Below are 22,483 nucleotides of genomic sequence, written 5' to 3'. Positions count from 1 at the left end.
TGTGGATGGAGGTCCCAGTTGCATTTCCCTTGGAAAAGCTCCCATTACCCGCTATCCCTTGCCAGTGAGATTGGTGGCCCGGATGTGAGGGATCAGAATGAAGACCAAGGACATTGTTTATATCGCCCTTTTTGCTGCCCTGATGGCCGTTTTGGGGCTGTTTCCGCCCTTTACTCTGCCAATCACGGGCGTGCCGATTACCGCGCAATCGCTGGCACCAATGTTGGCGGGGGCGATTTTGGGCGCGCGGCGCGGGGCACTTTCCGTTGTGCTGTTTTTGGTGCTGGTCGCGCTTGGTTTGCCGCTTCTGGCGGGCGGACGTGGCGGTTTTGGCGTGTTTTTGGGGCCGACGGGCGGTTTCATGCTGGGCTGGGCGGTGTCGGCCTTTGTCATCGGCTATCTGATCGAAAAATTCTGGAACAGCCTGAATGTGGTCAATACCGCTGCCATCATCGGTTTTGGCGGCATTGTCGTGCTCTATGGATTGGGCAATGCCTGGGTGGCGGTTGCGGTTGATATTTCCTACTGGAAAGCGACTGTCGGATCGGCACCGTTTCTCATTGGCGATGCGTTGAAGGTGTTTGTCGCAACCGGTGCCGCCCTTGCGGTGCGTCGCGCCTATCCGCTGGTTTCGCCCGCCTGATTTGCGTGCTTTAATTTCGCCGCCTGCGGGATGACTGCAGGCGGCTTTTTGCTGAGCGGGATATGACGGTCGTGATCGATGATTGAATTGCAAAATGTCAGCGTGCGCTATGGCGCGCGCTGCGTGTTGGACGATATTTCCCTGTCGCTGAGCGAGCGTCGGATCGGCATTGTCGGGGCCAATGGCTCGGGTAAAAGCACCTTGGTGCGCCTGTTAAACGGGCTTTTGACGCCAACAGCGGGCCGGGTGAGTGTCGATGGATTTGATACTGCCAAAGAGGGGCGCAAAGTGCGCGCGCGCATCGGGTTTGTTTTTCAAAACCCCGATAACCAGATCGTTTTTCCTGTGGTCGAGGAAGACCTTGCCTTTGGCTTGAAACCTTTGAAACTGCCTAAAACCGAGATTGATGCCCGCATTGATGCCGTTTTAGCCCGTTATGACATGGGTGAATTTCGCACCCATCCCAGCCATCAACTGAGCGGCGGGCAAAAGCAGCTTCTGGCGATTTCGGGTGTGTTGATCATGGAGCCGCGCTGCGTGGTGTTTGACGAGCCGACAACCTTGCTGGATTTGCGCAACCGTAACCGGGTGGCACAGGCGATTGCCGCGCTGGACCAGCAGGTGATTACGGTGTCACATGATCTGGATCTTCTGGCCGATTATGACCGTATTCTGGTGATTGATCAGGGCCAGGTGGTGTGTGATGACCTGCCACAAAAGGCGCTGCCCTTTTATGTGGATCTGATGTCATGAACCTTGCCAATGGCCTGTATCAGAATCGCGCCTCGCCACTTCATCGCCTGCCTGCCGGGGTGAAGGTGCTGGCACTGGTGATTGTCGGGACGGTGGTGTTTCTGATTAATGACTGGCCGATATTGCTGGCGGTTCTGGCCGGGGTGACCGCGCTTTACGGCATTGCGCGCTTTTCTTTGCGTATTTTATGGGCGCAAATCAAACCGTTGATCTGGTTGCTGGTGGTGTTTTTTGCGGTGCAATTGTGGCTGAATGACTGGCAGGCAGGGCTGGTGGTGGTAACACGGCTGGCATCGGTGGTGCTGTTTGCCGGGTTGGTGACGTTAACGACCCGTGTTTCGCTGATGTTGGCCGCGCTTGAGCGCGCCATGATGCCGCTGCGCCCCTTAGGGGTGAACCCGGAAAAGGTTGGCTTGGCTTTTTCTCTGGTCTTGCGGTTTATTCCGGTAATTGCATCGGTTGCCAGCGAGGTGCGTGAAGCCCAAAAGGCGCGCGGGCTGGACCGCAACATGATCGCACTTTCAGTCCCTTTGATTATTCATACCTTGAAAATGGCCGATGATGTGGCCGACGCCATTGAAGCGCGCAGCTATGACCCGGATTGATTGCGTGATGATGTTGTGGTGAACTGATTTCAGTTTGAATTGAGGAACAGGCGAGGATCAGGTGGCATCCCCCAAGACAGTAAACGCTAAAAATCTGGAAGACTTGGGCGCGCCGCGCCTAGCAAATTTATTGCTGGAAGTAACCGAGGGTGACGCAGAAATGCGCCGTCGGCTAAGGATGGAATTAATGGCGGCGCAAAGCCCGGAACTTCTTGAAAAAGAGGTTGCGAAGCGTTTGACAACGGTTGCCCGGTCAAAATCGGAACTGAGTTTGAGCCAGCAGCGCAAGTTGGTGAAAGATCTTGAAAATCAGCGGCGTCTGATTGTTGATCAGATTGGGCCGCGCACGGCCGATACGGCTTTGTCGCTGATATGGCAATTGCTGGATCTGTCCGAGGGCGTGCTGTATCGCTGTGTCGAGGACCCGCGGGAGTTGATCGTTTTTTTTCGGCAAGTGCATCAGGATGGGGCAGATTTCGCCAGCCATGCCTCTGTTAAACCCGAGGACTTGGCGGACCGCGTTTGCGGGTATATTTTATCGAACAGCTTTGCGCAGTTCGATGATTTACTTGCCACCATGGCCGAGCCGCTGGGGCAGAGCGGGTTGCAACATTTGAAACACAATTTGATCGCATTGTCGCAAAAAGAGCCGAGCATTCCGAAAGAAGAAGATAGAACGGTTATTGCTTGGTCTTCAAGCGGGCCGATATACGACGAATATATCCGCAGTTTGAGCATGAAAAGTGCGATTTCGTACGCATTAAAAAATATCGCGGATTTGTTGGGGGATGTTGACGGCTATATTGCCCGATACACAAAGGAACAACACCGTTTTGCCAAGATTGCGACCGATATTGCCGCGCGCCTTGTGGCTGCCGGGCGCGCGGGCGAGGCACTGACATTTCTTGATAATGCCGATCATCGTGGTGATAATTATCTGCCATATTATGATGATTTTGCCTGGCTTGATACACGGATTGCGGCACTGGAGGCGTTGGGGCGTGTTGATGATGCTCAAACCATGCGATGGGAATGTTTCAAAGCCTGGTTTTCCACCCGCCATTTAAGAGACTATATACGCAAACTTCCCGATTTTGAGGATTTCGAGGCTGAGGAAAAGGCTCTTGATCATGCCGTTCAGGGGGATGATTGGGAGGCTGCGCTGTGGTTTTTGATAGAATGGCCGGCCTATGACAGAGCGGCAGGCATGGTTGTGGCGCATCAGCATGAATTGGACGGAAACGAATATGAACTTTTGGGGCCGGTCGCCGATGCCCTGAGCGAGAAATACCCCCTGGCTGCTACCCTTGTTTTGCGTGCGATGATTGATTTTACCTTGGAGCACACCCGCTCAAGCCGTTATCGCTATGCGGCCAATCATTTGGCAGAATGTGAAAGCCTTGCCAAACGGATATATGATTTTGGGCCATTTGAACCGCATGATGCCTATATGCAGCGCCTAAGGGCGGAGCATCCGCGTAAAAATGCGTTTTGGCAAAAGCTGGCTTAAAAGAACCCGCCATCCGGCGGTATTGAAAGCGCCGGATGGCAGAGGAATATCTAGGGTTTACAGCCCCAAATGCTTCGCATGAAACCGCATATGGTCTTCAATGAAGCTGGCGATGAAATAATAGCTGTGATCATAGCCTTCCTGCATCCGTAGCGTCAGCGGGTAGCCGCTGTTTTTGGCCGCCTGTTCCAGCGTTTCGGGTTTAAGCTGGTCTTTGAGGAAGCCATCGGCATCGCCCTGATCGACAAGGGCGGGAGTGAAGCCGGTGGGCTGGGCGGTGCTCATCAGCATGGAGCTGTCATAAGCGGCCCAGTCGGCCTGTTTGGCGCCAAGATAGTTTTCAAACGCCTTTTGCCCCCAGGGCACATTGACCGGGTTGCAAATGGGCGAAAAGGCGGTGACAGAACGGAATTTGCCGGGATTGCGTAGCGCCATCATCAGCGCGCCATGCCCGCCCATTGAATGGCCGGAAATAACCGCATTGTCATTGACCGGGAAATGTTCGGCGATCAGGGCCGGAAGCTCGCTTAAGATATAATCATACATCCGGTAATTCTGCCGCCAGGGTTCCTGTGTCGCATTGACATAAAAACCCGCCCCCTTGCCGAAATCATAGGCTTCGTTTTCATCATCGGGCACATGGTCGCCGCGCGGGCTGGTGTCGGGGGCGACAATGGCAATGCCCAGTTCGGCAGCAATGCGGTGTGCACCGGCTTTTTGCATAAAGTTTTCATCGGTGCAGGTCAGGCCCGAAAGCCAATACATCACCGGCACCGTGGTGCCATTGCCCGCCTGGGGCGGCAGGTAAATGGCAAAGCGCATGTCGCAGCCCAGAACGGTTGAGCGGTGGCTGTATTGTTTGTGCCAGCCGCCGAAGCTTTTGGCGCTTGATATATTTTCGATGCTCATTTGATCCTCCGGTTATGCAATCGGGCCGGAAGAACGCATCCGGCCCGCTCGTTTGGCAATTTATTTCGCCGCCGGTGCATAATGGATGACGCTGCGGATGCTTTCGCCTTCATGCATCAGATGGAAGGCATGGTTGATGTCTTCAAGCGGCATGGTATGGGTGATGAAATCGGACAGTTTAAACTCGCCCGCCAGATAACGTTCGACATAATTTGGCAATTCAGACCGGCCCTTAACCCCGCCAAAGGCCGTACCCCGCCAGACGCGCCCGGTAACCAGCTGGAACGGGCGGGTGGAAATTTCCTGTCCGGCCCCGGCAACCCCGATGATGACGGATTCCCCCCAGCCCTTGTGGCAGCATTCCAGGGCGGAGCGCATGATGTTGACATTGCCAATACATTCAAAGCTGTAATCAACCCCGCCATCGGTCATATCGACAATCACCTGCTGGATCGGTTTGTCGAAGTTTTTCGGGTTGATGCAATCGGTGGCACCCAACTGCTTTGCCAGATCAAACTTCTTTTCGTTAATGTCGATAGCCAGAATGCGTTCTGCCCCCGCCATCTGGCAGCCGATAATCGCCGACAGGCCAATACCGCCGAGGCCGAAGATGGCAACGGTATCGCCCTTTTTTACTTTGGCGGCATTGGTGGCAGCCCCCATGCCGGTGGTTACACCACAACCCAGCAGGCAGACTTCTTCTAACGGAGCGGATTTATTGACTTTGGCGACCGAAATTTCCGGCAAAACGGTATATTCAGAAAAGGTCGAGCAGCCCATATAATGGAAAATCGGCGTGCCGTTTTGTGAAAAGCGCGTGGTGCCGTCGGGCATCAGGCCTTTGCCCTGAGTTTCACGGATTTTGCTGCACAGGTTGGTTTTGCCCGATTTGCAAAATTTGCATTCACCACATTCCGGTGTGTAAAGCGGAATAACATGGTCGCCCACGGCAACGCTGGTGACACCTTCGCCAATCGATTCAACAACGCCGCCGCCTTCATGGCCCAAAATGGCGGGGAAAATGCCTTCGGGGTCATCGCCCGACAGAGTGAAGGCATCGGTGTGGCACACGCCGGTTGCGGTCAGTTTAAGGCGCACTTCGCCTGCTTTGGGCGGCGCGACCTGAACGTCCTCGACCGACAGCGGTTTCCCGGCTTCCCAGGCAATGGCGGCTTTGCAGGTGATGGTTTGTGCAGTCATGGTAAATCCTTTTCAGACCAGCGGGAACGCATAGGTGGATGCAAAGATATGAAGGAAAGTTTATTTGTTTCTGATAATTTGATAATCCGGTAATTATGCAAATAACTTTTACAGTGTGGTAATAATGAATGCGTGGGACGGCATTAGCGAATGTATTGCGGTGGCAGAATGCCAAAGCTTTACCGGGGCGGCAACGCAGCTTGGCGTTTCGATTGCCCATGTCAGCCGTCAGATAACCGCGCTTGAAATGCGCCTGGGCAGCAAGCTGTTTTACCGCACCACGCGCAAGGTAACCCTGACCGAAGCCGGACTGATTTATTACCAGCATTGCCGCCAGTTGCGCGACGGGCTGGACGATGCCGAACGGGCGATCAGCAGTTTGCAAGATACCCCGCGCGGGAAATTGAAACTGACCGCGCCAACCACCTACGGCGAAACCGTAATTGCCCCGCTGATCAATGATTTCGTCGCCCGCTATCCCGACCTTGAGGTGCAATGCCGCTTTACCAACCAGAAACTGGATCTGATTTTGGAAGGGTTTGATCTGTCGGTCCGGCTGGGGCGGCTGGAGGGCACATCAAGCGCAATCATGAGCCAGCGGCTATCCTCGCGCAGGCTTTATGTCTGTGCTGCCCCGGCCTATCTGGCAAAGCGCGGTGAGCCGCATAGCCTGTCGGAGCTTTCACGCCATAACTGCCTGCCCGGCACGCTGGATTACTGGCGGTTCGAGGAAGAGAGGCGCGAACGTACCATTCGCATTCACGGCAGCATCACCGCCAATAGCGGGCAGGCCCTGCTCGATGCTGCACGCAAGGGGATCGGCATTGTGCAATTGCCCGATTTTTACGTTGATCCCTATATCGCCAGCGGTGAACTGGTGCCGATTTTAACCCGCTATCAGCCGTCTGACGAAGGCATTTGGGCGCTTTACCCCGCCAACCGGCATTTATCCTCCAAGGTCAGAATGCTGGTGGAACATTTGGCGCGGTATTTGGGGTAACTATTCTTACGTATCTGTGCGCGTAATAGTTGTTTTGTTTAAGATTTAAGATTTCTCTCAATAACTTCAATCAAGGTTGATGAATAGAGGGGGCAATGGAAGTTATCATAACCGATGTGACGAATATGAGTCCTGGACAGCATTGCGTTGCGGGCTTTGATGTTGCGAGAAATAGTATGGTTCGCTTGTTGCCAAACGGGAGAAATTGGACAACGCAATTGATAAACCAAGTTGGTGTTTACAAAGGGGTCGTTCTTGATGTTGAGCCGCAACATGAGTCTCATAATAGTTCGTACCCTCATGCCTCTGAAGATACCCGCATTTGGGCAAATAATATTAATCAATACGATGGCTGCGTATAAGGACTGGCTCAGACGTCGTATCGGGCATTGTTGCGATAGTTTGCAGGAAGCATTTTTAGATCAGGTTGCTTACCATTCGATTTGGAAAACTATTCAAATGGAAACTATGTGCCTGTTGGAGCTAAGACAAAATCATTGGCAGGGTTGATGGTTCACAGGAGTCAATTGCGATTCGTTGAGGATCATTATGATCCAAAGAAACCAAAGTTGCGCGCAGAGATCTGCGATGTTTCTCATTCGTATCGTCTGCCGGTCTCTGGTACTCGTCTGCATTTGGGATGGCTTGAAAATGGACTTCCGGCATTAAATCGTATGTTACCGGATGGCTATCTGCATTTGCGAGTGGGTTTGGCCAGGCCGTGGAAACAAAGGCTCAATGAGTGTACAGTCATGCTAAACGGAGTTCTTTGGTAAGGAAATGTGTCTATGTCCATAACATTTACGGTAGGTCATTCTACAACGAGTTATGACATGTTTTTGAGCAAGCTGAATTCCTTTGCGGTCAATGTCATAGCCGACGTCCGATCAACGCCGTTCTCAAAATTCACGCCGCAATTCAATCAGGATGTTTTGCAAAAACAGTTAAAAAGGGATGGGATATCCTACGTTTTTTTAGGAAACGAGCTTGGCGGACGTCCGCGCCGTTTGGAATGCTATACAGACGGCGTTGCAAATTATGAGTTGATGGCATCTTCGGTTGAATTTCAAGCTGGTCTTGAGCGTGTCAAGGATGGAATCAGCAAGGGATATACAATCGCATTAATGTGCGCAGAGCATAATCCTCTGGACTGCCATCGTTGTTTGCTGGTTGGAAGATCGCTCGCTGATCAGGGGATACGGCTGTCCCATATTTTGGGTAATGGCAGTGTGTCAAGTCATGACGATATTGAGCGTCAGTTGCTTGAATTGTCGGGTCTTAATCATGAAGATCTTTTTACGCCGTTAGATGAGCGAATTTCTCGTGCATATCGGGAGCGTGGGAAAAAAGTTGCTTATGTAGAGCAAGAACAGGAAGTTTCCGCAAGGGAGGTTGGGTGAGTGTCTAAGGTTAATACCATTGGTTTTACGCAGACTTCTGCGGAATCATTCTTTCAGCGCATCAAGTCATCACATGTAAAAAAAGTGGTTGATGTGCGCCTGAATAATACCTCGCAACTGGCCGGATTTGCAAAGGCGGGAGATTTGAAGTTCTTTTTAAAAACGATTTGCAATGTTGACTATGTTCACTATCCGGACTTGGCGCCGACAAAAATAATGCTGGATCAATATAAAAAAGAAAAAGGTGACTGGAGTGTTTATGAAGGTAAATTCCGGGATTTGATGGCGCAGAGGCAAATCGAAAAGAAGCTGGATCCCGCTATGCTTGATGGAGCTTGTTTATTGTGCTCGGAAGCAAAACCCCACAACTGTCACCGCAAAATTGTTTGCGATTATCTCAATGATAAATGGGGCGGGATTCTCAGTATCAAGCATCTGTAATTTGTACGGATATTTATGATGCAGGGCTTCGTTTAAAGCTGAGGTAACTTTTGCCGTGGTCAGTTCATGGGCAGCGACTGAGAATGTCGTTAAGGGCAAGGTCGAGCAGCGGGGTATCGGCGAGGCTGTTGGTCAGGCGGGTACGGACCGTCTGGGCGATGGGGCCGATCTGGTCGCGCAGGGTTTCAAGTTCGGCCAGAACAAGTTTGGGGCTGAGGCCGATTTCTTTGCCAAATTGGGTCCAGTGATCCTGTGTCAGCACGTGTGGGTCGCGCTCGCCGCCAATCGCCATTGCCAGTTTGATGCGCTGTTGCTTGTAAAATCCGGCAAAGGCCCTGGCATTGTTGATGTCGTAAAGCGGGGCGAGGCGTAACGCACCATTTTGCCAGAGCAGGCTGTAATTTTTGGCATGGGCATCGGGGTTGCCGATGAGATACTGAAAAATGGCGCGCCGTAAAAGTTCGAGACGGTCACGCGCCGGGTCGTGGCTGTAGCGCAGCATGGCAAACAGGCTGAGCCAGCCCGGGCCGCCATCGCGTTCATATTTCTGGTCGGGAAAGCACCCGGTGGCCTGGCAGAAATCTTCCTGGTGCAGGCGGGTTAAATAGCGCGTGCCGGATTTTTCGTGCAGGGCGCGGTCATAGCGGGCCAGCAGCATGAAGGTTTGGTCTTCGGCCTGCATAATGCGCGAGCGCGGGGTGGCAAGGCCGATGGCGCGGGCGACTTCAAGGCAGAAATGTTCCACCCGGATGGATTCCGGCAGGCCGCGAATGTCGGGTTTGAGGATGTGTGAACTGGGGGTGCGCCCCAGCGGCAGGGCGATTTCGCCGCCCACCCGGATCACCACGGCCTTGTCGTGAACACCGGCCAGGGAAATGCGGATTTCGCCTGCGTCGTCGGCAAAAAGCGGGCGGGTTGGCAATTCGCGGATATGTCGGGCCAGTTCGGCCTCGCTAAGGAGGCGATATTGCGGATGACAGGGATCGTAATCATCGGGGTCGGCATCGGGTGCGATCAGGGAAACCGCACCGGGGCAGTCGCGTCCGAGAGCAAAAAGCATGTCGAATTCGTCATTGGCGTTCATCGACTGCCGGGTGCCCAGGATTTGTGCCAGGCGGCGGCGTGTTTGTTTGTTGTCGGGCAGCAATCCGGCAAAAAATGGCCCACATTGCCCGTCATCAAACCAGAAATTTTCATCATAACGGGCGGGTACTGGCAGTGACAGCGACAAGGGGTGGCAATGGGCATCCCCTGCATGATGGCGGGCAATAAAATCGGCGTGATAACGAAATTTCAGGCGCCCGCCGGTTTCTGCTGCAAGGTCAGCAATCGGGGTGTCGTATAAACAGACTGCGGCAACCCGTTCCATGTTACAGCCCCTCGTCAATATCAAGCATATCGGACGGCGGCAGATTGTCACGCGCGGGGCGGCGGGGGTCGCCGGGCATGTCCAGATGGATCGGCGCGCCCAGCAGCACCAGAAGATTGATCACCATATCGACCGGCGGCTGGGTCGCGCCGGTTTCAAGCGATGACAGCCATTTGCGACTATGGCCGATAAGCTGTGCGGCCTCGGTCTGTGTCAGGCCGCGTTGCTTGCGCAGAATGCGGACGGCTTTTTGCAGGTCGGCGGGGCTTCGGATAATCATAATGACACCGATCAGTTCCATAATGCGGAAAATGAGTATATGTAACTGATCGGTTTCATTCAAGGGATTTGTCTGTCATGATACCATATGGTGTCATTTTTTGGCTTTACTGCGCCGTCCAGCCACCATCCACCGAAATGCTGGTGCCGGTCATTTGGTCGGCGGCAGGCGAGCACAGGAAAACCGCGGTCTGGCCGATTTGTTCGGGGGTGACGAAGGTTTTGGACGGATGTTTGTCCGATACCAGGTCTTTGGCGGCTTCCTCGACTGAAATGTTGTTTTCCTCGGCACGGGCCTTGATCTGTTTTTCCACCAGTTCGGTGCGAACCCAGCCCGGGCAGATCGCATTGGCGGTAATGCCGGTTTCGGCGGTTTCAAGGGCGACAACCTTGGTAAAGCCGACAATGCCGTGTTTGGCGGCAACATAGGCGGCCTTTTGCGGCGATGCGACAAGGCCGTGCGCCGATGCCGTGTTGATCACCCGGCCCCAGTTTTGCTTTTTCATGTGCGGCAGGGCCAGCCGGGTGGTGTGATAGGCCGATGACAGGTTAATCGCGATGATCGCATCCCATTTTTCAATCGGGAAATCCTCGACAAGGGCGGTGTATTGAATACCGGCATTGTTGATCAGAACATCCACGCCGCCAAAATCGCTGGCGGCCATTTTCATCATGTCTGCAATTTCATCGGGTTTGGAAAGGTCGGCGCCGCTATAAAGCGCCTTGACGCCAAATTCGCTTTCGATGCCCAAGCGGATCTGTTCAATTTCGCTGGCATCGCCAAAACCGTTCAGCATGACATTGGCACCCTGCCCGGCAAGGGCCTTTGCCATCGCAAGGCCGATACCGCTGGTCGAGCCGGTTACAAGCGCGTGTTTGCCTTTTAGCATGGTGGTTCTCCATTGTCCGATGAGGGGGCGTTCGGCGAGTTTGCCCTTGTGAGATAATCCGATCATGCCGCAGCGCAATCGTTGAAGCAAGGAATGACGTCGGGGTTGTTTGCGCTTGATGGGTGTTTCAACTTTTTCAGGGATGTGGCACCGCAGCACGAGCGAGCAGGGTCAGGTGCCAATGCCGTATTTACGCAGTTTATTGGCAACCGCTGTGTGCGACAGCCCCAGCCGGGCGGCAAGTTTGCGTGAACTGGGATAATCAGGATAAAGCCGTTCCAGCAGGCTTTTTTCCAGCAGATCCATCGCCGCACCATGATTTTCACAAAACAGCGCCTGATCGATAAGCGAGCTTTCGAGGGTGTTTTGCGAAGACCCGACAATTGGCACGGCATCTTCGGGCTGAAAGGGCGCATTTTGCGGTGTTGAAGCGGTTTCAGCGTCGCGGCGTGACGCTGAATGCGGGCCATAGGCAGATTGCAGGTCGGAGGCAGCCAGGATATCGCCATCAAGCAGGGCGACGGCACGAAACAGCGTGTTTTCCAGTTCGCGGACATTGCCTTTCCAGTCGCGGGTGACAAGCCATTGCAGGGTATCGCGCGCGATTTTGGGGCAAGGGCGTTCGGTTTGGCGGGCCGCGCGGGCGACAAAATAGTGTGCCAGCGCATCAATATCCTCGCGCCGCTCGCGCAGGGGCGGCAAGGTGATGCCAAGGACATTGAGGCGGAAATAAAGATCTTCGCGAAACGTTCCGTCATGCGACATGGCTTCAAGGTCGCGGTTGGTCGCACTGATGATGCGCACATCAACCGCAATTTCCTCGGTCCCACCCACCCGGCGAAATCGGCCATCTTGCAAAACGCGCAGTAATTTTGCCTGTAAATAGGGCGATAGCTCGCCGATTTCATCTAAAAACAGGCTGCCGCCATCGGCCAGTTCTAAAAGCCCCGGTTTGCCGCCGCGCCGTGCGCTGGTAAAGGCTCCGGCGGCATAGCCAAACAATTCGCTTTCGGCCAAACCCTCGGGCAGGGCGGCACAGTTCAGGGCCAAAAAAGGTTGGTCATTGCGTTTGCCGGCGCGGTGGCAGGCACGGGCAAACAGTTCCTTGCCGGTGCCGGTTTCACCCAGAATAAGCAAGGGTGCGTCAACAATCGCCAAACGTTGTGCCTGGGTTTTAACCCGCGCCAGCGCACGGCTGTCGCCAATAATGTCGGCAAATTCGGTATGGTTGCGATCCTGAAGGGCGGTGATGACCCGGCCCAGTCGCGCTGCACGATGAAAAATCAAGACCCCGCCCCATGGGGCGTCATCCTCGCGGGGGCCGGTATCGTGCACCGGGCTGCCATCCTCGACCCGGCCAATGGGTTCGACCTGCAACAGGTAGGTTTGCCCGCCCAGCGTCACCTCGCGTTCGCTTTGCGAAAACCCGGCCCGGCGCAGGGTTGTTATATCGGGTTCGGTTAAAATGCTGGTAAGGGGCTGATCGCGCAGTGGTTGTTTGGATGTACCGGCAATTTTTTGTGCCGCCGGGTTGACCTGCGCAATCAGGCCGTTGGCGTTTACCGCAATTACCGGGTCGCCCATGGCGGCCAGGGTGGCGTGAAGCTGGGCACGGCGGCGTTCGGTCGGTAAATGGTCAATCGGTTGGGCATTGCGAATGCCCGGTACCCGCATCAGGCAGCGCGCCAGTTCCGCAAAATCATCGGGGCCAATGGCGGGAATATCGGCATAGATATGATGCGGGGTGACTTCAAACGCCCGAATATCCAGCCCGCGCAATGTTAAGGTATTTACAACATCGCGGGTAATGCCAAGGCGATTTTCACCGGTGATTTCAAAACGCATGTGTATATCTTAATTTACAGTGTAAACTATTATATACATATATAAGGCACTGTTTTTGCGAAATACAAGTGTTTCTGCGGCTGGCTTCTATGGGTGTGTAAACTTTATGATACAGATGGAATGCACGCGATATTTCCAAGGTATTGAATTTAAACAAAAAGCCGGAACTGGCATGGCGGTTGCGTTAATGAGGGCAGAACAGTTTAAAAAACGGGAGTGCCTTCATGTCTTCGTCAAACCATGCCCATCGGAATGCCAAAGCCGGTTTTGCCACCCGCGCCATTCATCATGGCTATAATCCTGCCAGCCATAACGGGGCGTTGAATCAGCCGGTTTATATGAGTTCGACCTTTGCCTTTGATACCGCCGAGCAGGGCGGGCGTCGCTTTGCCGGGGATGAAGGGGGCTATATTTATTCGCGCATTGGCAACCCGACACTCAGCCTGCTGGAAGATCGCCTGGCGACACTGGAAGGCGGCGAAGCCGCGATTGCCACGGCATCGGGTATGGGGGCGATTACCTCGGTGTTCTGGACGCTGATTGCGCCGGGCGACGAAGTGATTGTGGACCGCACGTTATATGGCTGCACCTTTGCCTTTTTCCGCCATGGGCTGGAACGGTTCGGGATTAAACATACCCATGTCGATTTGTCGGACCCGAAAAATCTGGAAGCAGCGATTTCCGACAATACCAAGGTGGTTTACTTTGAAACCCCCGCCAACCCCAATATGCGTTTGGTTGATGTGCAGGCAATTGCCGATATTGCCCATAAACACGGGGCCAGGGTGGTGGTCGATAACACCTATTGCACCCCGTATTTGCAGCGCCCGCTGGAAAGGGGGGCTGATATTGTGGTGCATTCGGCAACCAAATATCTGGGCGGCCACGGCGATTTAATGGCCGGTGCCATTATCGGCACAGCCGAGGATTTGACCGACATTCGCCTGATCGGGCTAAAGGATATGACCGGGGCGGTTTTATCGCCCCAGGATGCCAATCTGGTGTTGCGCGGGTTAAAAACGCTGGAATTGCGCATGGAACGCCATTGCGACAATGCCGAAAAAATCGCGGCGTTTCTGGAAGCACATCCGCAGGTCGAAACGGTTTATTACCCCGGACTTGCCAGTTTCCCCCAGCACGATCTTGCCAAAAAACAAATGGCCCGTTTTGGCGGCATGATTGCGTTCGAACTTAAAGGCGGGATCGAGGCCGGTCGTAAAATGATGAACAGCCTGCAAATGATTGCCCGGGCCGTGAGCCTTGGCGATGCCGAAACCCTGATCCAGCATCCGGCCTCGATGACCCATTCGACCTATAGTGCCGAAGAACGCGCCCAATATCAGATCACCGATGGCTTGATCCGTATTTCCGCCGGACTTGAATGCGTCGATGACATTCTGGCAGATCTGGAACATGCGCTGGATGGCGATACGATGAAGATGGCGGCTGAATAAATAACCTGTCGTGTCGCCTTCCCGGTGAGAGGGCGACTAGCGACATGCGGTGGATGCTGGGTGTGGCGGCAGGCTGGCAGGGACAAATTCGGGGCCAGAGAAAATGATCATCTTTCGTTTCTGGGCGGGGGGAGCGGCGCTAAAATCTGTGAAAATGGCGGGGTTTTCTGTGAGGGGTGCAGGCTGATCTGACCTTACGGACCCATGGCGCGAATCGCTGTTGCAAGGAACTGGCCGCAGCCTTTTTGCAAAATTGCCGTTCGATAAAATTGGCAAATATTGCGCGAGATGCGCGAAGAATTTTCGAAACTGTCGCTGGTTCTGCGAATTTTGCCAAAATCGCTTGCCTGTGCGGGCAGGTTTTTAGAAATACGTATTCAAGTACCAAAATATAAGCGGCCTCCGTACCGGAAAGGGCCGCCGTGATGCAAGCGGGAGACAGACATTGGCAGCACACAGCGATACCATCATGACCGGCGAGATTATTGATGCCACAGCCGGCACGCGCGTTTCGGCCCATGATTTGAAAATGCTGGCCGAGGTGGAAAAAAAGGTGCGCTGGCTGTCAAGCTGGACCATTCACAATGCCAACCACATTCGGCCAAAACGCGATGGCATCAAGGTGGGCGGGCATCAGGCCAGTTGCGCATCACTCAGCACCCTTATGACCGCCCTTTATTTCAATGTGTTGCGCCCGCAGGACCGGGTGGCGGTAAAGCCGCACGCATCGCCGGTATTTCATGCGATTAACTATATGTTTGGTCGGCAATCGCGCGAAAAGCTGGAAAATTTCCGGGCCTTTGGCGGGGCGCAGTCTTATCCGTCGCGTACCAAGGATGGCGACGTGGTGGATTTTTCAACCGGATCGGTCGGGCTGGGCGCGGCGGTGACCAATTTTGCTGCCTTAACCCAGGATTATCTGCGCTATAAAAACATGCTGCCCAAGGGCGAAAAACCGGGCCGGATGGTGGCGCTGGTCGGCGATGCCGAACTGGATGAAGGCAATATTTACGAAGCCCTGCTTGATACCTGGAAACACGACATTCGCAATGTCTGGTGGGTGATCGATTATAACCGCCAAAGCCTGGATGGCATGATTGATGCCCATTTGTTTCGCGTGATTGGCCGTTTTTTCCGTGCGGTCGGCTGGAACGTGATCACGATTAAATATGGCCGCAAGCTGCACGATGCCTTTGCGCGGCCTGGCGGAAAATCGCTTAAAAAATGGCTCAATGAATCGCCTAATGATGTGTATTCCGCCCTGACCTTTCAGGGCGGGGCGGCCTGGCGCAAACAGATTTTGGCCGATATGCCGGGTGATAACGCCCTTGCCAGCCTGCTGGGTGATTATGATGACGATGCCTTGCATGATCTGATGACCAATCTGGGCGGGCATTGCATGGAAGCGATTTTAAACGCCTTTGAAAATGTGCCCAACGACAAACCCACCGTGTTTATTGCTTATACGGTTAAGGGCTATGGTCTGCCGCTTCAGGGCCACAAGGACAACCATGCCGGGCTGATGAATGTGGCGCAAATGGAAGGGTTCCGCAAAGCCAACAATATTGCCGAGGGCGCGGAATGGGACAGGGCCGCCGGGCTGGACTGCGCGGCCGATGATGTGCGCGCCTTTGTTGACGCCGCGCCGTTTAATAACCGCCAGCCGCGCCAGAAATTTGCCGAAATCATTACCGTGCCGGAAATGCCCTATCAGCGGGCCGATACCGGCAGCACGCAGGAGGTTTTTGGCAAGATCCTGAATGAACTGGCGAAATCGAAAAACAGCGACTTTGCCGACCGCATTGTCACCACCTCGCCCGATGTCACGGTATCGACCAATCTGGGCGGCTTTGTAAACCAGCGCGGCCTGTTTGCCCGGGAAAATCTGGCTGATGAATTTCGCGACCGCAAGGTGCCCTCGGCCCAAAAATGGATCAGAACGCCCAAAGGCCAGCATGTGGAACTGGGCATTGCCGAAAACAACCTGTTTTTGAACCTTGCCGCCCTTGGCCTGTCGCACAGCCTGTTTGGCCAGCGGTTGTTTCCCATTGGCACACTGTATGATCCGTTCATCGCCCGCGGGCTCGATGCGCTGAATTATGCCTGTTATCAGGATGCCCGCTTTATGGTGGTGGCAACACCCAGCGGTATTTCACTGGCACCGGAAGGTGGGGCGCATCAATCGATTGGCACCCCCATGATCGGCATGGGCCAGCCGGGCCTGACCAGCTTTGAACCCAGCTTTGGCGATGAAGTGGCCGCCGTCATGGGCTGGTCGTTTAACCATATGCAGGATAAAGACGGCGGATCGGTTTATTTGCGCCTGTCAACCAAACCCATGGCACAGCCGGACCGTGTGCTTGATGATGCCACCAAAGCCAGCATTGTGCGCGGGGGCTACTGGCTGCGCGAACCGGGTGAAAATTGCAAAATGGTACTGGCCTATTGCGGGGCGATGGCGCCCGAGGCGATTGCGGCGTGGGAACAACTTAAGGATGACCATCCCGACCTGGGTCTGTTGGCCGTGACCTCGACCGACCGTTTATATAACGAATGGCAGGATCTGGAACGCGCCCGCCTGGAAGGCAAGGCCGACAAAAACGCTAGCAAAAATACCAGCAATAACGGCGAGATGGCCCATATCGAAAACCTGCTGAAACCCCTGGCAAAAGATGCCCGCATGGTCACCGTGATTGACGGCCACCCGGCGGCTTTGGCGTGGTTAGGCGCGGTGCGCGGCCATGCAGTGGCTCCTTTGGGAATAAATGCGTTTGGTCAATGCGGCGACAGCATTGATCTGTATAACCATTACCAGATCGACACCGCAGCCATCCTGCGCGCGGCCCAGCGGTGGGACTGATCACCCGGTAAAACGGGAACGACAAAAGGGAGGGCTTTGGCTCTCCCTTTTTGTTTGGGTTTGCAGTTGCTTGGTAAGTAAGATCGAACCTGCTACAATGATCTTGCTTTGAGATGCATATGGAATATGCGTTGTAGCTGTCATTCCAAAATCGAACCCGTCTCAACGTGTTGATTCGCACGTTCAGGGATTTGTCTCTCTGAACGTGCTTGTTGACAAAAAATCTCATTGAGCCTTTAATGCTTATGGAATATGCACGCCAGAAAGGATGGTTCGGTGAAAAAAATTCGGTTCGTTCGACTGCTGATAGAAGTGTCGTTGGTATTTTATGTTGATGTTAATATTAACATCAATTTTGAATTTGATGACAATCTGGTTGTGCCTGATTTGTCTATTGTACAGACGAGAATCTAATCACCGAGCAACGATATCGAATCGGTTGTTAGAGTTTGATAAACTTTGTGCCAATTACTCCTGGCGTTCGGGAGGTTATATGCCAGGGCTTTTTCATCTCAACTTAAGTGCCAATGCGAAAATCGAACCTGCTACAATCTTTCCTGCCCATCTGGCGCATGTCGTGCAGTTGTAGCTACCATCCAAAATCGAACCTGCTACAATGGTTTTCCAGCCCAGATCCGATGACAACCGTTGTAGCTACCATCCAAAATCGAACCTGCTACAATCTGAACCGGACCCAGTTTTTGCAGATTTTCTGTTGTAGCTACCATCCAAAATCGAACCTGCTACAATTGGTGTCGAAAACATCATCATCGACATTGTGTTGTAGCTACCATCCAAAATCGAACCTGCTACAATACACCGATCAAAGACATTACAGCGGATTCAGTTGTAGCTACCATCCAAAATCGAACCTGCTACAATTAGCATCGCAGAGGATCGCCTCGTTAAGGTGTTGTAGCTACCATCCAAAATCGAACCTGCTACAATCCGATTGCGATTGTTGAGGAATGTAATCAGGTTGTAGCTACCATCCAAAATCGAACCTGCTACAATGCTGATAATCGGCTCCAATATGTCCTTGCGGTTGTAGCTACCATCCAAAATCGAACCTGCTACAATTAGCTCATCTGCAAATACCCACCGCATCCCGTTGTAGCTACCATCCAAAATCGAACCTGCTACAATAATTTTATTCTGGTGGTGGAAGATGGCGATGTTGTAGCTACCATCCAAAATCGAACCTGCTACAATCATAGCGCAGCTTGTTCGGACGCGACACCGGTTGTAGCTACCATCCAAAATCGAACCTGCTACAATGCCGATGTTCGCATCGCCAGCCGCGTAACCGTTGTAGCTACCATCCAAAATCGAACCTGCTACAATTCGGTTTTTGCAAAGCCGTACATCAAAACGGTTGTAGCTACCATCCAAAATCGAACCTGCTACAATTTAACTCATATCCGCCACCCCAGACATGCTGTTGTAGCTACCATCCAAAATCGAACCTGCTACAATAGGAACGTCGAATCCCGTAGCATAGTCAATATGTTACGGGATTTTTTTGGTTCAAGAAATCGAATTTCGGTGCTGATTTTAGCCGGATTTTTTGAAAAATGAGTCATTTTTGAAGGTGAATTTTAGCTGAGAAACCGGTTTTGGCGCATGGCATAAAACGAAAAAAGGGAGGCCGGAGCCTCCCTTATCTTTCAGCATGATAGCTTTGTTGCAGCTACCATCCAAAATCGAACCAATTAAACTTTATGCGAGAAAATTAATTCTTGCAATAGCTTTTTGCGGGCAGGCATAGTTCAAAAATAAAATAAGATAAAAATGATATGAAAGGCGAAGGAAGATGAAGGGCTGTGTGCTGGGCATTGATGTCGGGGTGGCATCGGTTGGGGCTGCCTTGATTGAGGTCGATGTCGTTAATGGCGTGTTGCATTATCGCGGCATTATTGATGGTGTCAGCCATATCTTTCCTGCGGCGGACGGGGCGGCAGAACGGCGGCTGCAACGGTCTATTCGCAAACGCTATCAGCGCCAGACACATCGTTTGAAAGATTTGCGCGGTTATTTAAGTAACCTTTTTGCTGTTCCACCGGGTTTTGACGATGTTTTGCCCGATGCCGGGCAGGCTTATATCGCGGCTTGCAAGGCTGCGGGCGAACCGGCAATTTTATCGGCCAACAGCCGGTTTCGCTTGCGTGCCCTTGCGCTGGAACAGAAACTGACACCGGGGGATCTGGCCCGTACCATTTTGCATGTGGCCAAAAACCGGGGAATGCGCCTGACCCGCGTTCTGGAAAGTGGCAAGGATGACAAGGGCGAAAAGCAGGCTCGTGCCGAAGCCAGCGGCATGGCACAGGAAGCCGAACAAACCCGGTCCTTGATGGTAGAGAGCAAGGCAACAACACCGGGCAGCTTTTTATGGCAGCGCGAACAGGACGCAACCAAAGGCAACCAACGCCCGGCCCTGCGCAATCGCAAGGGGCGCGATGGCGGGTTTTTATTTACCCGCCAGCAGATTGAGGCGGAGTTTGACACACTGCTGGCAAAACAGGCCGAATTTTACCCCGACATTCTGACCGCCGATGTGATGGAAACCCTGCGCGTGCGGGTATTTTGGGAAAAGGATGCTCCGGAACCCGAAATTGGCCCGTGTTTGTATTTTCCGGATCGTGAAAGGCGATTGCCCGAAGCATCGGACCTGTTTCAGCGCAAGCGCATTTATGAGCAGGTGAACTCGTTACTGGTAAAATTCAGCAATGAGTCAAAAGAACGTCTGACCCCGGATCAGCGGGACCGTTTGATTGCCGAACTGATGACGGGCAAAGACCTTGGCGGGTCTGAAATCAAGAAAATTCTCGAACTGGATAAAGGCCGTAAACTTTCGCTGGATGCCGGATATGGCAAGCGCAAGGACGCCGTAAAAATCAAGGGGCATCGATTGGCACACGAGTTTGCCAAGGTGCCAGAATTACAGGCGGTTTATGCAGATTTAACACCGGAGCGGCGCGAATCCCTTGTTGAGCTTTTGCGCAAGGAGCGGGATCGTGAAATTGTTGTGCGGTCACTGTGCGATGATTTTGGGCTGTCGCCTGTGGCAGCAGGCGATGCGGTAGAAGAGGTTATCTTGCCTGCCGGGTATGCCGCCACCGGGCCAACCGCAACGCGGTTGTTGTTTGAAACATTGCGTGACGAAGTCATGGAAGACGGGCCGAATGCCGGGCGGGTGATGTTTCCCTATGATGCGGAACAATGGCTGGATCAGAAACAGGGCTTTCAAAAAGCCGGGGCGCAGGTTGTTGCGGCATCGCGCCTGCCTTATTACGGCAAGGTGTTCCCTCATCTGGTGCGCGGGCGGATGAAACCGGAGGATCGGGGGTATCCTGCCGCCACCAACGAGGAAAAATTTGGCCGTATTCCCAACCCGGTGGTGCATGTGGCGCTGAACCGGATACGCAAAGTGGTGAATGCGCTGCTGGCCCGCCACGAGAAAACCCACGGCTTGCCATTGCGGGTACATGTGGAACTGGCGCGTGAAATGAGCATGAGCGAGGAAGAACGCGAAGCCTATGCCCGCCAGACGACAAAACAGCACAAACAGAACAGTGAAGATGACCGCGAGATTGTTAGAAATGGCGGCATTGCCGGGCGCAAGGCCCGCCGCATGTTGCGCCTCGCCCGTGAACAGGGCTGGAAATGTCCCTATTCGTTAAAGCAGATCGAGGTGAACCGGTTGTTCCAGGATTTTGACCTCGACCATATTTTACCGCGCTCGCAAACGCTGGATGACAGTTTGGGCAATCTGGTGGTGGCGTGGCGTGATGCCAACCGGGTAAAAGGGCAGCAACATCCGCATAAAGCTTTTGGCGACGGGAAAGATTACAAACGCGATGATGGCGTTTTGATCAGCCACGAGCAAATGATTGAAAACATTCGCAACACCAAGGGTATGGCGCACAAGGCATGGCGATTTGGCCCTGATGCGATGGAACGCTATGCCGATGATAACGATTTTACCGAGCGGTTTTTAAACGATACCCGTTATATCGCCAAATGGGTGGCGCAATATCTGCAATGTATTATCCGGCCTGATTCCAGTGGAAAAACAAAGCCGGTGGTGGCGCTCAATGGCCGCGTGGTTGGCGATTTGCGTTATGGCTGGGGCCTGAAGGATATGGTCGAGCAAATTGCGCTGGATCAGGAGCCCGACGGGTATAAAGCCGATGCCAAACAGGGAACGGGCAAGAAAAACCGGGATGACCATCGCCACCATTTGCTAGATGCGATTGTTGCGGCTTTGACCCCGCCCAGGCTGGTGCAGATTTTAAAAATCGAAGCCAAACGGCAGGCTGAGGCCAATAATGGCCGTATTGGGCAATTAACCCCGCCGCACCCGTGGGAACATTTTGCACAGGACATTCGGCTGTTTCTGGCCGAAAGCCGGGCCAACCACAAACCGGATCGTAATATTAATGCCGGGCTGCACGAAGCCACCTGCCTTGGCGTGGTGGCGCGGCTGGGCGATGGCAGTTATCTGGTGCGCAATCGCAAGCGCCTTGTGCCGGGGATGGTGGTGGACCCGAAAAAGCTGGAAGATGCCATTTGCCTGCCCGAACGTTATATCAACGCGCTGGCAAAGGGGCTTAAAGACGGCTCCGCCCATGTGTTTTGGCCATCGCGTGATCCGGTCGGTGATTTGAAACGCATTGCAACGGATTTGAAAGATGTTCATCAGGCCATCATGGCCCTGTATGACCAGCAGCCGGAAGCCGAAACCGTGGTGCGTGATGCGGGCGAGCCCGATGCCTCAACCCAGACCCGGGTCATCAAACCCGAAGAAAGGCTGGGACGGGCGATTGCCCGCTATGTTGACCAAACCGGGCGGCGGACCGTGCGGGTTTATGGTATGTCGCAGGCGGTGATCGTTGCGGAAAATGACAACGGAGTGCCAAGCCGCAGCTATCGCGCGGGCAATAATGCGTGGCTGGATGTATATCGCGGGGCGGATGGCAAAACGGTCTATGAAATTGTCCGCAACATTGACGCGATGAAACCGGGATTTACCCCGCAATGGCAGGAAGACCCGGAAAATACTGCCCTGTTGCGCCTGTATCAGGGCGATACGGTGGAACTGACCGACAAGGAAGGTCAGCGCCGGATTTGCGTGTTTAGGGAAAACTCAGACGGGGACTGGTCGTTTCAGCCGGTTAATCTGGCATTGAATGTGCGTGATACGCCGCTGCGATCACGGTTGCGATTCAGCTTTAACCGTTTATTGCAGGCAGACCCACGATTGATTGTGGTGGATGCCGCCGGGCAAGTGGTGTGGCGCAGCCCGAAACGGAATTGGTAAAACCC

General features: G+C 53.6%; 17 protein-coding genes and 1 CRISPR repeat array. Of the genes, 11 read left to right on the top strand and 6 right to left on the bottom strand.

All coding sequences use genetic code 11. The features are described 5' to 3' along the window. Positions 1-97: 97 nt before the first annotated feature. From AAC086_RS07045 to AAC086_RS07030, 4 genes are all read left to right on the top strand, one after another. Entirely contained in the window at positions 98-643 is a 546-nt protein-coding gene (locus AAC086_RS07045) for a biotin transporter BioY (protein WP_339776982.1), read from the top strand. 78 nt (positions 644-721) lie between these two features. Continuing rightward, on the top strand, positions 722-1,396 hold the full coding sequence (locus tag AAC086_RS07040) for an ATP-binding cassette domain-containing protein (RefSeq protein ID WP_339776980.1): 675 nt from the start codon (positions 722-724) through the stop codon (positions 1,394-1,396). Further along, positions 1,393-2,001 (top strand): energy-coupling factor transporter transmembrane protein EcfT, encoded by a 609-nt coding sequence (locus AAC086_RS07035; RefSeq protein ID WP_339776979.1) that lies wholly within the window; start codon positions 1,393-1,395, stop codon positions 1,999-2,001. The genes AAC086_RS07040 and AAC086_RS07035 overlap by 4 nt, the downstream gene beginning before the upstream one ends. Before the next feature lie 61 nt (positions 2,002-2,062). Next, on the top strand, positions 2,063-3,511 hold the full coding sequence (locus tag AAC086_RS07030; RefSeq protein ID WP_339776976.1) for a DUF6880 family protein: 1,449 nt from the start codon (positions 2,063-2,065) through the stop codon (positions 3,509-3,511). A gap of 57 nt (positions 3,512-3,568) precedes the next feature. On the opposite strand, the gene fghA is transcribed toward AAC086_RS07030, so the two are convergent. After that, positions 3,569-4,420 carry an S-formylglutathione hydrolase gene (gene fghA, locus AAC086_RS07025; protein ID WP_339776973.1) on the bottom strand — a complete coding sequence of 284 codons (852 nt, stop codon included), beginning with the start codon at positions 4,418-4,420 and terminating at the stop codon, positions 3,569-3,571. Positions 4,421-4,480: 60 nt separating this feature from the next. Next, on the bottom strand, positions 4,481-5,605 hold the full coding sequence (locus AAC086_RS07020; protein ID WP_339777622.1) for an S-(hydroxymethyl)glutathione dehydrogenase/class III alcohol dehydrogenase: 1,125 nt from the start codon (positions 5,603-5,605) through the stop codon (positions 4,481-4,483). A 139-nt stretch (positions 5,606-5,744) separates the two neighbouring features. Here AAC086_RS07020 and AAC086_RS07015 point away from each other — a divergent pair, with 139 nt between their 5' ends. From AAC086_RS07015 to AAC086_RS07000, 4 genes are all read left to right on the top strand, one after another. Continuing rightward, the gene (locus tag AAC086_RS07015; RefSeq protein ID WP_339776970.1) at positions 5,745-6,620 is read left to right on the top strand and encodes a LysR substrate-binding domain-containing protein; all 876 of its coding nucleotides are present in this window, start codon (positions 5,745-5,747) and stop codon (positions 6,618-6,620) included. A 95-nt stretch (positions 6,621-6,715) separates the two neighbouring features. Continuing rightward, positions 6,716-6,982, top strand: coding sequence for a hypothetical protein (locus tag AAC086_RS07010; RefSeq protein ID WP_339776967.1), 267 nt, complete (start codon positions 6,716-6,718; stop codon positions 6,980-6,982). A 426-nt stretch (positions 6,983-7,408) separates the two neighbouring features. After that, positions 7,409-8,020 (top strand): DUF488 family protein, encoded by a 612-nt coding sequence (locus AAC086_RS07005; protein ID WP_339776964.1) that lies wholly within the window; start codon positions 7,409-7,411, stop codon positions 8,018-8,020. Then, a complete protein-coding gene (locus AAC086_RS07000) occupies positions 8,021-8,461 on the top strand; it encodes a DUF488 domain-containing protein (protein WP_339776963.1) in 441 nt (146 codons plus the stop codon). 64 nt (positions 8,462-8,525) lie between these two features. Here the strand turns inward: AAC086_RS07000 and AAC086_RS06995 are convergent, their stop codons facing one another. The 4 genes from AAC086_RS06995 to AAC086_RS06980 all read right to left on the bottom strand — a co-directional run bounded on the left by AAC086_RS06995 (position 8,526) and on the right by AAC086_RS06980 (position 12,844). Continuing rightward, on the bottom strand, positions 8,526-9,830 hold the full coding sequence (locus AAC086_RS06995) for a type II toxin-antitoxin system HipA family toxin (protein ID WP_339776961.1): 1,305 nt from the start codon (positions 9,828-9,830) through the stop codon (positions 8,526-8,528). A gap of 1 nt (position 9,831) precedes the next feature. Further along, positions 9,832-10,173 carry a helix-turn-helix transcriptional regulator gene (locus tag AAC086_RS06990; RefSeq protein WP_339776959.1) on the bottom strand — a complete coding sequence of 114 codons (342 nt, stop codon included), beginning with the start codon at positions 10,171-10,173 and terminating at the stop codon, positions 9,832-9,834. A gap of 43 nt (positions 10,174-10,216) precedes the next feature. After that, entirely contained in the window at positions 10,217-10,999 is a 783-nt protein-coding gene (locus AAC086_RS06985; protein ID WP_339776957.1) for a 3-hydroxybutyrate dehydrogenase, read from the bottom strand. Between the two features lie 171 nt (positions 11,000-11,170). Then, entirely contained in the window at positions 11,171-12,844 is a 1,674-nt protein-coding gene (locus tag AAC086_RS06980; RefSeq protein ID WP_339776956.1) for a sigma 54-interacting transcriptional regulator, read from the bottom strand. Between the two features lie 224 nt (positions 12,845-13,068). Between AAC086_RS06980 and AAC086_RS06975 the strand changes: the two genes are divergently transcribed. The 3 genes from AAC086_RS06975 (at position 13,069) to cas9 (ending at position 22,478) form a co-directional block, all read left to right on the top strand. Continuing rightward, positions 13,069-14,298 carry a methionine gamma-lyase gene (locus AAC086_RS06975; RefSeq protein WP_339776954.1) on the top strand — a complete coding sequence of 410 codons (1,230 nt, stop codon included), beginning with the start codon at positions 13,069-13,071 and terminating at the stop codon, positions 14,296-14,298. 469 nt (positions 14,299-14,767) lie between these two features. Then, positions 14,768-17,158, top strand: a complete 2,391-nt coding sequence (locus AAC086_RS06970) for a transketolase (RefSeq protein ID WP_339777619.1) — start codon at positions 14,768-14,770, stop codon at positions 17,156-17,158. 516 nt (positions 17,159-17,674) lie between these two features. Beyond that, a CRISPR array of direct repeats spans positions 17,675-18,634; the repeat unit is 36 nt; unit sequence GTTGTAGCTACCATCCAAAATCGAACCTGCTACAAT. A 337-nt stretch (positions 18,635-18,971) separates the two neighbouring features. After that, a complete protein-coding gene (gene cas9, locus AAC086_RS06965) occupies positions 18,972-22,478 on the top strand; it encodes a type II CRISPR RNA-guided endonuclease Cas9 (protein WP_339776952.1) in 3,507 nt (1,168 codons plus the stop codon). The last annotated feature ends 5 nt before the right edge of the window (positions 22,479-22,483 follow it).

Source organism: uncultured Thalassospira sp., from assembly GCF_963976115.1.
GTDB lineage: Bacteria > Pseudomonadota > Alphaproteobacteria > Rhodospirillales > Thalassospiraceae > Thalassospira.
Note: the sequence above shows the minus strand (reverse complement) of the source record. Positions and strands in the feature narration are given on the sequence as shown.

Bases quoted from the DNA above. Each gene is read 5' to 3' on its own strand.
- AAC086_RS07010 (WP_339776967.1), top strand. From the start codon at position 6,716: ATGGAAGTTATCATAACCGATGTGACGAATATGAGTCCTGGACAGCAT.
- AAC086_RS07040 (WP_339776980.1), top strand. From the start codon at position 722: ATGATTGAATTGCAAAATGTCAGCGTGCGCTATGGCGCGCGCTGCGTG.
- AAC086_RS07045 (WP_339776982.1), top strand. From the start codon at position 98: ATGAAGACCAAGGACATTGTTTATATCGCCCTTTTTGCTGCCCTGATG.
- AAC086_RS06970 (WP_339777619.1), top strand. From the start codon at position 14,768: ATGACCGGCGAGATTATTGATGCCACAGCCGGCACGCGCGTTTCGGCC.
- AAC086_RS06985 (WP_339776957.1), bottom strand. From the start codon at position 10,999: ATGCTAAAAGGCAAACACGCGCTTGTAACCGGCTCGACCAGCGGTATC.
- AAC086_RS07015 (WP_339776970.1), top strand. From the start codon at position 5,745: ATGAATGCGTGGGACGGCATTAGCGAATGTATTGCGGTGGCAGAATGC.
- AAC086_RS07035 (WP_339776979.1), top strand. From the start codon at position 1,393: ATGAACCTTGCCAATGGCCTGTATCAGAATCGCGCCTCGCCACTTCAT.
- fghA (WP_339776973.1), bottom strand. From the start codon at position 4,420: ATGAGCATCGAAAATATATCAAGCGCCAAAAGCTTCGGCGGCTGGCAC.
- AAC086_RS06975 (WP_339776954.1), top strand. From the start codon at position 13,069: ATGTCTTCGTCAAACCATGCCCATCGGAATGCCAAAGCCGGTTTTGCC.
- AAC086_RS06995 (WP_339776961.1), bottom strand. From the start codon at position 9,830: ATGGAACGGGTTGCCGCAGTCTGTTTATACGACACCCCGATTGCTGAC.
- cas9 (WP_339776952.1), top strand. From the start codon at position 18,972: ATGAAGGGCTGTGTGCTGGGCATTGATGTCGGGGTGGCATCGGTTGGG.
- AAC086_RS06980 (WP_339776956.1), bottom strand. From the start codon at position 12,844: ATGCGTTTTGAAATCACCGGTGAAAATCGCCTTGGCATTACCCGCGAT.
- AAC086_RS07005 (WP_339776964.1), top strand. From the start codon at position 7,409: ATGTCCATAACATTTACGGTAGGTCATTCTACAACGAGTTATGACATG.